Origin of the sequence: Methanococcoides methylutens, from assembly GCF_000765475.1 — an archaeon.
In the GTDB taxonomy this organism is placed as follows: domain Archaea; phylum Halobacteriota; class Methanosarcinia; order Methanosarcinales; family Methanosarcinaceae; genus Methanococcoides; species Methanococcoides methylutens.
The window spans coordinates 1-10,711 of record NZ_JRHO01000003.1; the positions used below are offsets into that span (position 1 = coordinate 1).

General features: G+C 39.7%; 13 protein-coding genes. 2 read left to right on the forward strand and 11 right to left on the reverse strand.

The genetic code is table 11. The annotated features are described in order from the left end of the window. Together LI82_RS00985 and LI82_RS00990 are read right to left on the reverse strand one after the other, a co-directional pair. The coding region (locus LI82_RS00985; RefSeq protein WP_048192924.1) for a monomethylamine:corrinoid methyltransferase at window positions 1–574 on the reverse strand (574 nt) is incomplete at its 3' end. 17 nt (window positions 575–591) lie between these two features. Then, window positions 592–1,245, reverse strand: coding sequence for a corrinoid protein (locus tag LI82_RS00990; protein ID WP_048192926.1), 654 nt, complete (start codon window positions 1,243–1,245; stop codon window positions 592–594). A gap of 455 nt (window positions 1,246–1,700) precedes the next feature. Here LI82_RS00990 and LI82_RS00995 point away from each other — a divergent pair, with 455 nt between their 5' ends. After that, window positions 1,701–2,027, forward strand: a complete 327-nt coding sequence (locus LI82_RS00995; RefSeq protein ID WP_048192927.1) for a DUF4405 domain-containing protein — start codon at window positions 1,701–1,703, stop codon at window positions 2,025–2,027. On the opposite strand, the gene LI82_RS01000 is transcribed toward LI82_RS00995, so the two are convergent. The 8 genes from LI82_RS01000 to LI82_RS01035 all read right to left on the reverse strand — a co-directional run bounded on the left by LI82_RS01000 (window position 2,012) and on the right by LI82_RS01035 (window position 9,420). Further along, window positions 2,012–2,761, reverse strand: a complete 750-nt coding sequence (locus LI82_RS01000) for a hypothetical protein (RefSeq protein ID WP_135607307.1) — start codon at window positions 2,759–2,761, stop codon at window positions 2,012–2,014. The genes LI82_RS00995 and LI82_RS01000 overlap by 16 nt on opposite strands. Window positions 2,762–3,090: 329 nt before the next feature. Further along, window positions 3,091–3,501, reverse strand: a complete 411-nt coding sequence (locus LI82_RS01005; RefSeq protein WP_048192928.1) for a response regulator — start codon at window positions 3,499–3,501, stop codon at window positions 3,091–3,093. Between the two features lie 9 nt (window positions 3,502–3,510). After that, window positions 3,511–5,691 carry a histidine kinase dimerization/phosphoacceptor domain -containing protein gene (locus LI82_RS01010; RefSeq protein WP_048193119.1) on the reverse strand — a complete coding sequence of 727 codons (2,181 nt, stop codon included), beginning with the start codon at window positions 5,689–5,691 and terminating at the stop codon, window positions 3,511–3,513. A gap of 32 nt (window positions 5,692–5,723) precedes the next feature. Further along, entirely contained in the window at window positions 5,724–6,509 is a 786-nt protein-coding gene (locus LI82_RS01015) for a helix-turn-helix transcriptional regulator (protein ID WP_048193120.1), read from the reverse strand. Further along, a complete protein-coding gene (locus LI82_RS01020) occupies window positions 6,509–7,312 on the reverse strand; it encodes a helix-turn-helix transcriptional regulator (RefSeq protein WP_048193121.1) in 804 nt (267 codons plus the stop codon). The genes LI82_RS01015 and LI82_RS01020 overlap by 1 nt, the downstream gene beginning before the upstream one ends. 211 nt (window positions 7,313–7,523) lie before the next feature. Continuing rightward, window positions 7,524–7,757: a hypothetical protein gene (locus LI82_RS01025; protein ID WP_048193122.1), complete on the reverse strand. Its 234-nt coding sequence runs from the start codon at window positions 7,755–7,757 to the stop codon at window positions 7,524–7,526. A gap of 12 nt (window positions 7,758–7,769) precedes the next feature. After that, entirely contained in the window at window positions 7,770–8,033 is a 264-nt protein-coding gene (locus LI82_RS01030; RefSeq protein WP_048193123.1) for a hypothetical protein, read from the reverse strand. A gap of 13 nt (window positions 8,034–8,046) precedes the next feature. Further along, window positions 8,047–9,420: an APC family permease gene (locus LI82_RS01035; RefSeq protein WP_048193124.1), complete on the reverse strand. Its 1,374-nt coding sequence runs from the start codon at window positions 9,418–9,420 to the stop codon at window positions 8,047–8,049. A 737-nt stretch (window positions 9,421–10,157) separates the two neighbouring features. Between LI82_RS01035 and LI82_RS13535 the strand changes: the two genes are divergently transcribed. Continuing rightward, entirely contained in the window at window positions 10,158–10,280 is a 123-nt protein-coding gene (locus LI82_RS13535) for a hypothetical protein (RefSeq protein WP_269078497.1), read from the forward strand. On the opposite strand, the gene LI82_RS01040 is transcribed toward LI82_RS13535, so the two are convergent. Continuing rightward, window positions 10,272–10,711: monomethylamine:corrinoid methyltransferase (locus LI82_RS01040; protein ID WP_048192929.1), on the reverse strand; the 440-nt coding region annotated here is incomplete at its 5' end. The two genes, LI82_RS13535 and LI82_RS01040, sit on opposite strands and share 9 nt — an antisense overlap.

Here is a 10,711-nt window from a genome sequence, read left to right on the forward strand (position 1 = left end):
CTGCTGCGTTCTTGATAATCCTTGTTTCGGACTTTGCTGCGAGAACTTCGTATGGGCTGCCTGGTATAGGTGGCTTACCACGAACCGTCATCATAACACCATTTACAATTGTGTCAACTTCTTTCTCAAGTGCATAGCTCATGTGAACTGCAGAGAACACCTCTTCTGAGATAGGTGAGCCGGTTGGACCGCCCTGTACTATAGGCTTTCTCTTGTCGCCTACTTCTCTCTTCTTCATCTGTACTGCATCTCTGCCTGTACCGAGCTGGAATGCTGGCATTGGGTTGTTGATTGCGTCCCAGAGTTCGTCTTCTGTGTATTTGACGATCCTCTTTGTGTCTGTGCAGAAGATACCACACTCAAGGAGCATGTCGAAACCTGCCTTAAAGAGTCTCTCCATCTGGTCCTTGTCGGTTGGAACGAACTCGGTACCAAAGTCAAGGTTGTATTTCTGCTTGAGTTCCATTGCTTTCATTGGAATGGTCATCAGATCCCAGTCATCCTGGGTGCATTTCTCACCGTTCTGTGCACGGTCATAAAAATCAAAGCAATTTACTGATTTTGTGAATGTCATTTTAATTTCTCCTCAAATTATGCGCTCATAAGCTCAAGTGCTACTCTTGCTGCCTCTGCTGCATTTTCGGCTGTGCCGTCTGCACCACACTCAGCGATCCATTCATCTGTGACTGGTGCGCCACCGAACATGATCTTGACTTCGCCCCTGAGGTTCTCTTCTTCAAGTAACCTTACTACGTCTTTCTGGCCGAGCATTGAGGTTGTCATAAGTGCGGAACCTACAAGGATCATCTTCTTGCCCTTGTTCTTTGCAATTGCTTCAACAACATCTTCGTTTGGAATATCTGTTCCAAGGTCCATGATCTCAAATCCATTTGCACCGAGCATTGTTGTAACAAGACGGTGGCCGATATCGTGAATATCTCCTTCCTGTACGAATGTTACAGCCATTCCGACGCCTTCACCGGTCTTCTCTTCTGCGAGAACTGGCTCAAGGATCTCCATTGCGGCTTTCATTGCCTTTGCAGACATCATGATCTGTGGAAGGTAGATTGTTGCTGCTTCGAAATTGTCACCTACGATCTTCATACCTGGTGCAAGTGCTTCGTTGATAATGTCGAAGGCAGATATTCCTGCGTCAAGTGCTTCCTGTGTCATTGCTGGACATCCGTTAATGTCCTGGTTTACTATTGCATTTTTAAGTTTGTCAAAAAGTTCCTGATTTCCCATTTTCTTCACCTTTTGTAGTATTCACTTTGAATCAAGTCAATGCCAGATCATCACAGGCATTACTAAATAGAACACTGTCCTGAAACTTATATAACCTAGCCGATAGCGTTTTTTGAAACTGCATTAAAATATCACCTCACCTCCTGAACAGATGGTGCGAATATAATATGGCAAACCCCGGGTTATTTGACACCATCTTTCAAATGTATGTTTTAAGCCGAATTGATGTTGTGATCAAAAAGGACAAAGGCATTAAAAAAGACAAAACTAATATAACAAAAATGAAATAAAGTGAAGACGGAATATCGGAAAATATTGTTGTAGTGGCGTGATCTGTATTCAGGACAATTTATTATGTATGGAACCCTGCCCCTAAAAGATAACATTCTTTTGAAAGGACAATAATTTTTAACTATGGTCCCTATTTACAGTTACCAGATTAAGGGGGATAAAAATTGAACAGAACCAGAATAAATTATATTGTGGACCTCATACTTTTTCTACTTTTCATAATCGTAGCTTTTACAGGGTTTTTCATGTATCTTGTTATACCTGAGGGAATTCCACAGGGAAGGTATCAGGTCTATATGGGACTTACAAAAGCCACATGGACAATAATACACAACAGATCATCCATATTACTGACAGTTTTTGTGGCGGTCCATTTCATACTTCACTGGAAATGGATCACATGCATTAAAAGAAACTTGTTCGGGAAGGGTAAAAAAAGAAAGGATGAATATCTGTGTGAGGAAAAATCTTCTGATCAATTTGATTCCTGATCAAAATAATCATGGGTTGTTGATACAGAATTTATTATCACCTGCGAGTTCTCCTTTACGACGTACTCGCTCAGCCCAACATCGCTCTTCGGATCACCCCAATCGTATGTATATCCCAGTCTGGTCCATGGATACTCCTCATATGTTGTACTGTTAAGGGAATTAAACCATTCGAGATGTTCCTGTGAAACGTTCTCATGGAAATAAAGTTGAGCTTGCGTATCTGTGATCTCAGGGTCAGGAGCTGGTCTGAAAAGATCATCGGGCATCACCCACATTTCCACAAAATAGTTATTTCCATTATCATAGGGAAGACCTATAAGCTGCTCCAGCCTAACCGTTAGCTCATCATCCTGTATATCATTCTGCTGAACAAAGCCTTTCAGCTCAGGAATGACCATTACCCAGGTATCCCCCCACCATGTAGACACATTTACTCCGACAGGATAGCTCTCCGGATACTTTGTCCATGTTACAACAAGGACATATTTTTCACCCGAATCTTCCATCCATTGAAGTTCAGTATTCGACTCGGTTATAGGAACCAGTTCTTTGCAGATCTCATCCTCTTCAGCGATCATTGCATCCTCAATTGCAGACCTGTAGATCTGTTCAAGGTCTGTTACCTCAGGTGAAGATGCAACAGCATCATTATTAAGAAAGAATCCTGTAGATAGTAAAGCAAGCAATACTAATGGTATTGATAATATTAACAACAAATTACTTTTATTCATTTATTGGCCTTCCAATACATGTAATCCATATTCGAGATGTTTTAATATCTATCTGTTTTATTTATGCTCGACATGCCTTATTTAGATTTGAGAGATATTAAATTAGACCCACCTGATATCCGATTTAACATAGTGATGTTACTTTTTATTTAAGTTAATTTTCCAGTTAAAATAAAGTAGAAATTCTCTTAAGTTGTGTTTACACTTTTGATCGGGTCAAACTGATCATGAACCATTATTAATTTGGTCATTAAATGCTTTTGATCAAAAAATTAAAGTCCGGGAATAACAGCATCTTAAAAATGATATTATAGGGATGAGATAAGCTGTTATTCTATCCTTCCAGAAATTTCTTTTTGTTTTTCCTTCAGGTGCTTGTGTATCGCGATTTCAATGTTACTACTTAGATCTCTTTCTGTAAATGGCTTGAGTATGTATCCATAGGGTTCTGTTTGTTTCGCCCTTTCCAGGGTATTCTCATCGGAGTGTGCTGTAAGGTACACTACTGGTATTGAGAAGCGTTTTCGAATTTCATCGGCTGCTTCTATTCCATCCATGTCCCCTTTTAGCATTATGTCCATGAGTACAAGATCAGGAAATGTTCCTTCAACCTTGGTAATTGCATCCTTTCCTGTCGCAGCAACACCAGAAACGCTATAACCAAGGTTCATTAGCCTCTTTTTGATCACCATTGCCACGATGGCCTCATCTTCCACTACGAGTATCCTGGTAGATTTCATATTAACACCTCATCTGTTCTCACGGAAAGTTATCTTAAATTTAGTTCCATTGGTCTTGTCCAGTTCAATTTCACCATCGACCTGGGATGTCAGGTTCGTTACAAGCTGAAGTCCAAGAGATTCTGTATTCTTGAAGTCTATAGATTCCGGGAATGGGGTCCCTGTATTACTAATTATTAGCGTGAAGACATCATTATCTTTTTGGAAATCGATCTCTATGTCTCCTTGTTCACCTTTCCCAAAGGCATGTTGGAGTGCATTTGAGGTCAGTTCATTGATAATGATACCAAGAGGAACAGCTGTATCCATTCCCAGGAAAACATCCTCAACATTCAATATCAGGTTAACATTTTCCTTATCTACATTATATGAATGGAATAAGTGATCTGTCAGGTTCTCAATGTAATCACCAAAATCAAGGCTTACAAGATCCTTTGACTGGTAGAGCTTTTCATGAATCAGTGCAATGGAACGAACACGGTTCTCACTGTCCCTGAAGGAATCGATAACTTCCTGATACTTGAACTTAAGGGATTCAAGATAAAGCATTCCTGAAACTACCTGCAGGTTGTTCTTAATGCGGTGATGGATCTCTTTGGTACGCACTTCTTCCATTGCTTTTAGGCTATCTTCAGCTTCAACGCGTTCGGTAATATCAAGAATTGTACCCTGGAAGTATGTGATATTTCCGCCTTCATCCCGCTGGATGTACGTATCTTCATGTATCCAGCGCACATCTCCATTCTTTGTAACGATCCTGTAATCCCTGTGGAAATTCTTCTTCCCTTCATCTGCACAAGCTTGTAATTCATCCCATACTAGTTTACGATCTTCAGGATGTATTATATTACCATAGAGTACCTTGCCGGATGTAAATTCTTCAAGTGAATATCCAAATTGAGTAATGTTATCTGAAACGAATTCAACAGGATAGTCCTCTTCATTTTTCCACCAGAACACAACGACCCTGCTGCTGTTAACGGCTGCCTCCATCTTGCTTATGAGTTCATAGGAATTCTGCAATTCCTTTGAATATATAGTAAGGGAATCAAGGATCTCGTTCAAACCTTTGGGTATTAAATTGAGATCAAGCTCAACATCAGTATTTGCTCTGGCATCAAAATCACCCCTTATAGCTGCTCCTGATATCTTCTTGAAGTCTGCTACGATCTCATCGATCCTGTTTGTAAATGAGGATGCTATGAAGAACGCCATTAATCCCATGAAAAAGATGGAGAATAAGTAAATGGAGACAAGGTCAGATCTTATGGAGTTAACACCTGCGAACATTTCCTCGGGAGGGACAACAAGTACAATTGCATAATTACCGGTTTTAATTGGCTCATAGAACATCACAACTTCTTTTGATGTAACCGGATCGATGGTGTCAATATGACCACCAACTCCGTTTTTTATATCTTCAGCAACAATAGCAATTTTTGGAACATCAAAATCATGGAGAGATGTTGTTCCTATCCATTCCTTGTTCACCGGGTGTGAAACTAGTGTTCCGTCGTTGCTGACCATGAACAGATAGCCTGTATTGAAGGCTGTTACGCTACTTACTGCTTCATCTACATAGTTTAATGATACATCAACACCGCCAATACCCACAAATTCCCCATTCCTTATAATAGGCGAATCATAGCTTACCATTAATGCTCCCTGATAAAGGTAAGGTTCTGTGATCACATTTGCTTTAAGTTCCTTTGGACCCTGGTAATATTCTGATATCTCATAGTCTACAAGAGGTTCAACACTGATAGGCCCATTTATCGTGTTCCAGTATGGCACAAATCTTCCGGTTTCATCATGCCCTTCTGTCATTACAAAATCAGCATCTCTTCCATCAAAGGCATTCGGTTCGAAACCAACATATGCTCCAATAAGGTGAGGGTTGTCCACCAGTAGCTGCTTGAGCATCTCATTTGTTTCATTACGATCTGCTGAATCATATTTTACCATAAGTGTGGCCAATGAATTTGCTATTGCCATGTTGGCCTTCATATCAGCATTGTACTCATGAGCAAAGCTTTTCGCATTCTGGATAGAATCATGGTATGCAAGCTGCTCTTCCTGTTCTGTAACTGTTGAAATTATAGTGATCGATGAAGCTGATAATATGAAGGAAATGCCTACGACTATATAGAGTACCAATTTAAATTTAAGTGAAAGGTCTTTCCATTGCATAGTCGGGCCACATCTATTTTTAATGATCGATCTTATTTGTTGGCAGGTCGTGAAAGTTCACGATAATATGAGAAGAGCTCTTTGCACCAATCAACTGCACTATCCTCAAATGTTATAATGTCCTGATGATCGTATCTCCCCTGGCTGTTAAAGAAACTGATATAGGTACATTTTTCAGTGACATTAAAAGTAGGCGCTTTGAACTCATCCTTGCAAACTAGAAAAGTCGTATTTCCAGATTCCAATATGGTGTTCATTTCCTCTTCATAGTCATTTTGCATTCTTTCAAATACAGAATCTGTAACTATCAGATCAAGAACTACTCCCCTGTTCGTTATATCTTTGTAGAATCTGGGAAAATCAGGATGGAAAAATGATACCATTGCACTCATTTCTTTTGAGTCATTGGTATTGTTTATCAGTTTTTCCGGGATCTCATACATGTGGTCCAGATCAGGCACAACAAGTTCGATATCTCCCAGATCACCTATATTGTTAAGAAGTTCTTCCGGAATTGAGCTCAGGTCACGGTCATCCCAGTAAAGATCAGATTTGTCAAAAACCTTCAACATACTGGAAAGAGGTTTCATGTTCTCGACTATAAGCCGTCCTATAGTTGTCAGTTCATAAATTCCAGTATCATCCTTATGAACAAGACCTGATTCACGGAGTTTTTTTATCTGCGGAAGTATGGAAGAAGAACTAACATCAAGGCTTGAGTTGATTTTCTTTATATCTGTGGGGCCATTCAGAAGCAAGAGAAGTAAATTTTCTCTTTTCTCAGAAAGGAAAAGGGTTTCTATCAGGTCTAATGCCATTATATATCCCCACCCTTTTCAGCATATTTTATTTCCACAGATAGATCACAATAATGATCGAACAATTCGGTACACCACTTCAAAGCACTTTCATCAAAACTCATTATATCATTGTGGTCATAGCTTCCATTCTCACTCAAAAAGCTGATGTACATGAACCACTCGGATACATCAATGGCCGGCGGTCTTCCTTCACCCCGATACAGTAAGACCCGTGTGTTCTCTGCAGATAAAAGAAAATCCAGTTCTTTCATATTGTTAGTCTTCATTCTCCCAAATGCTGATTCTGAAAGAATCAGTGTAAGACTATTTGCTCTTTCTGCAAGTTCAGAATAGAACTTTGGGTATTCCGGTCTGTAAAAAGAGATGATAGACATGATCTCCTTTGATTTTAGGAGATTTTCGGTAAATTCTTTAGGGATCTCAAATGTATAATGAAGATCAGGTTCAAGCAGCAGATAGTTTCCGAGTTCATGAAGTCGTTTGAACAGATGAGGTGGCAGGATGTTGATGTCATGTTGCTCCCAGTAGTTCTTGTTCTCAGTGATCATGCTTAATGTGTTGATCAGAGGTAGCATGTTCTTAACGACAAGCTCCCCGACATTTGATAATTTGTAGTACTCATCCTCTTCAATGACCAGGTGTTTTTCCTTGAGTTTCTTTATCTGTGGCATCATACCACGCGATGTAACATTAAGAGACATCTTGATCTGTTCGATATCCCGAGGACCTTCCATTAATAACAAAAGCAGGTTCGTTCTTTTTTCAGAAAGCCAAACATGATCTGTCAGTGACGATGTCATTATACCCCTTTACCCTAAATGCTGCTGATGATATATTTCAGCTTTTATTAGTAACAGCATAATGATTGTTCGTTAGATAAGAAGGTTTCTATTATTATTAAGAATGTAAATGAAATTCATTAAAGATTATATAGAAATTAAACTTCAATTGAAGTAAAAAATATAAAAAAAAGAAGTTGTAGTATTTTAACCACAACTATTTGGAGTCTATTTAATATATATAGTTCTTGAGAGAGTGATGCAGGATCACAGCAAAGAATACAAGGATCACTGCCACCAGACCGAAGTAGTTGAAAGGATTCCATTCGAATACCATAGGTCCGGCATCAGCCCCTCCTCCAAGTACAAGTACAGGAGCTATTACACAAATACCTGCGACAACGAAGATGAACAGGATATCTGCGATCTGCATGATAATACTACCTTTTGCTTCAGATTTTGCCATATTTCCATCTCCTTAATCATAATAGTTAAAGTCGTACATGTGTTCCTTGATGGATTTATACACAGTGATGCAACCGATGGTCTCGATCCCGAGCAAAAGTACCAGGAACAAGAGGTAGACCGGAAAGATGGTACGAAGTTCAGGCACTGCATCCCATAGAGTTGACATTATTCTGTAAAAAACAAATGTCTCTGAGAAGAACAAGAGTCCTAATACGAGAACAATAATGCCTGCATCTTTTTTGAGGTCGTTGTGATATTTTTTCTTATTCACCATTTTTCTTCCTCCATTATCTCCTGTGTGCGGGTTCAGGCCATCCGAGGTCTTCTCCCCAATCGTGACTTATCTCAATGCTCTTGTATCTCCACGAGAAGTAGAAGTATGCTATTACATAGAACAAGAGTCCAAAGATAAGGTTGTAGTTGTATCCCCAGTTAAGGGTAGACATGATCACAATGGCAAGGAAAATCGTAATGTATGCAATTGTTGGCTGCAGAGGACCCACAAACGGGCGGACCTTCTGGCTGTGCTCTGGGAATAACTTCCTAAAGCGGATCAGGGAAAATGGGATCATTACATAGCAGATTAGACCTGATATGATTGAAAAGGTGATGACCTGATCGAGGAAACCACTAAATGCAAATGCGATCGCGATAGGCATTGTGAAAATGACTGCCCTGTATGGAGTGCTGTAACGTGGATGCACGTCAGCGAACCAATTTGTCAGAAATTTATCCCTTGAAAGGGCAAACCATGACCGTGATGCGTCACAAACTGTACCGTTTGCGCTTGCAAGACAGGTGAAAAGTGTACCGATACCCAGAGCTGCAATGAGGAATTTTGAACCTGTTGCTGTTGCTGCTTCGAAGAGTGGGTACACTGAAGAACCGAGTTCTGCAGCTGGGATAAGACCTGAACATAAGTAGAGGGTCATACCAGAACCGAGAAGAAGGGTTATCATGCCTGCTTGCTGTCCAAGAGGAACTGCTCTTGTTGGATGTTTACATTCTTCTGCACACATTGCTGCTCCTTCGATACCAAGGTAGAACCAGGGACCAAATTGCAGAGCCGCAAAAATACCGATAAAACCGTTAGGCATAGCTCCTGATATGAGATATTCCGGATGCCATGTGCCGGCAAATCCGGTTATGTTGGCGAAGAAGAAAACAATAATAGCTATCAATGCAGTGAATGTGAGTGCAAAGTTAAGATTAAGAGCAGCCACGACTCCACGATAGTTCATAAATGTTAAGAATGCGATGATTAGCAAAGTAACCGGGAATGTTTGTATTTCCGGGAAGATCGAATTTGTGATGGATGCAACGACAATAGCGTCAGCAGCTTCCAGGGCAATGAATTCCATATATACTGCAAGGCCCACAAGTGCAGCTGCACCGGGTCCTACGAATAATCTTGCCCAATCATAAGGTCCGCCTGCAAGTTTAGTTGATGATCCTAGTTCACTAGCGCATAAAGAAACCATTACAAACATGGTACCTGCAACCAACAATGCAAAGAGTGAACCAAGTATTCCACCTTTTGCAACTGTGAAGTTCCAACCCATGTATTCGCCTACCAGAACAATGCCAACTCCAAGCGCCCATACGTGATAGGGCCGGAGTGTCTTTACGACACCATGTTCCGAATTTGTATTTCCAGACATTTAATTCTCCTTAAAAACCACAATTATTTTGAGACTTTACTGGCATCTAATAACATCCAACCTATCAAAACAAAACAGGTCAAATAGATGATTCCATTGATTATAGTCCATGTATCCATGTTCATGCACCTTTACTTTCTAGCAATCAATATTCTATGTAATCAGCACGAAAATCCTTAAAGGATAGATTACTCTTGATTTACTGAATTTCTGGCACAAATTACATTATGGTATTTATATTTTTTTGTTAACATATAACCGGAATTTGCTTGCCTAATTGCTAAATATATAAATATTATGCATTTGAATTTTTAAAAAAGGAGAAAATATCAAAAAAACAAAAGTACATTATAAAAAAAACAATATGCTTTGACATGAGTTAAAATTTAGTATATATATTTTGTGCACAACATAGTCAATTTTTATTTACTGTTTACAGAGAATGCCGCACACAATATTATTGACTATCGAAACCTTTGATCCCAATTTATCATAACTATAAAATTTTATAGGTCTAAATTATCATCAAACAGCATTTTGAGGATTTTTTAAATCGAATTTTATTTGATCTGAAAATATCATGATACTAATATAGGATTAAACAAGAAGTCCCTGTTCATTTCGTTTTAAGTACAATTAAAAATATGATATTATCAATGCTAGTAGCGATGGATTAGGGTTATGCCATTGAAAGCTTTTAGAATAACTATCCAATATAGCAATTAATTTATTGATCTGTGATCGCATCAGATAATGCAATATTTACAGAATCTAATATAGAAGTAGCAGAAAAGAAAAAAAGAATGCCAGCAGATCGTGCTGGCATAAAGGATCTTATTGAGATCTCAGACTTAGAATGAAAGACCGAACTCTTCGAGTTTCTTCCTTGCACCCTCATAGACCTTGACGTACTCGTCGGTTGGTGTAACGGTTGCAACATCGTAACATTCCTGGAAGGTCTTACCCTCAGGAGCATTTGCGTAGTCGCCTTCGTATGATGCTACAAGTTTGTCAAGTACAGCGTTGACGGAGTCAATGTCCATGCCTGCTGTTGCACGTGCGACTTCTCCCATCATCCTTGCTTCCATACCGGTTGTTTTGTCGGTGATGACACCCTTTGCTGCTGCGACACCTGAGAGGATCTCACGGCCGGATGCTGTGTCAGTTACTGACTGTGCTGCTGCTTCGAGGAGGCACATCTCGGTACATGGACCTGCACATGGATAGTACTGGTTACCGGTCATAAGGTCTGTGAACTCACTGATTGTTGCACATGCCCATCCTGCGATCT

What these genes read in the sequence shown, in the direction of transcription:
- LI82_RS00990 (WP_048192926.1), bottom strand. Translation starts at nt 1,245, where the DNA reads ATGGGAAATCAGGAACTTTTTGACAAACTTAAAAATGCAATAGTAAAC.
- LI82_RS01000 (WP_135607307.1), bottom strand. Translation starts at nt 2,761, where the DNA reads ATGAATAAAAGTAATTTGTTGTTAATATTATCAATACCATTAGTATTG.
- LI82_RS01005 (WP_048192928.1), bottom strand. Translation starts at nt 3,501, where the DNA reads ATGAAATCTACCAGGATACTCGTAGTGGAAGATGAGGCCATCGTGGCA.
- LI82_RS01010 (WP_048193119.1), bottom strand. Translation starts at nt 5,691, where the DNA reads ATGCAATGGAAAGACCTTTCACTTAAATTTAAATTGGTACTCTATATA.
- LI82_RS01015 (WP_048193120.1), bottom strand. Translation starts at nt 6,509, where the DNA reads ATGGCATTAGACCTGATAGAAACCCTTTTCCTTTCTGAGAAAAGAGAA.
- LI82_RS01020 (WP_048193121.1), bottom strand. Translation starts at nt 7,312, where the DNA reads ATGACATCGTCACTGACAGATCATGTTTGGCTTTCTGAAAAAAGAACG.
- LI82_RS01025 (WP_048193122.1), bottom strand. Translation starts at nt 7,757, where the DNA reads ATGGCAAAATCTGAAGCAAAAGGTAGTATTATCATGCAGATCGCAGAT.
- LI82_RS01030 (WP_048193123.1), bottom strand. Translation starts at nt 8,033, where the DNA reads ATGGTGAATAAGAAAAAATATCACAACGACCTCAAAAAAGATGCAGGC.
- LI82_RS01035 (WP_048193124.1), bottom strand. Translation starts at nt 9,420, where the DNA reads ATGTCTGGAAATACAAATTCGGAACATGGTGTCGTAAAGACACTCCGG.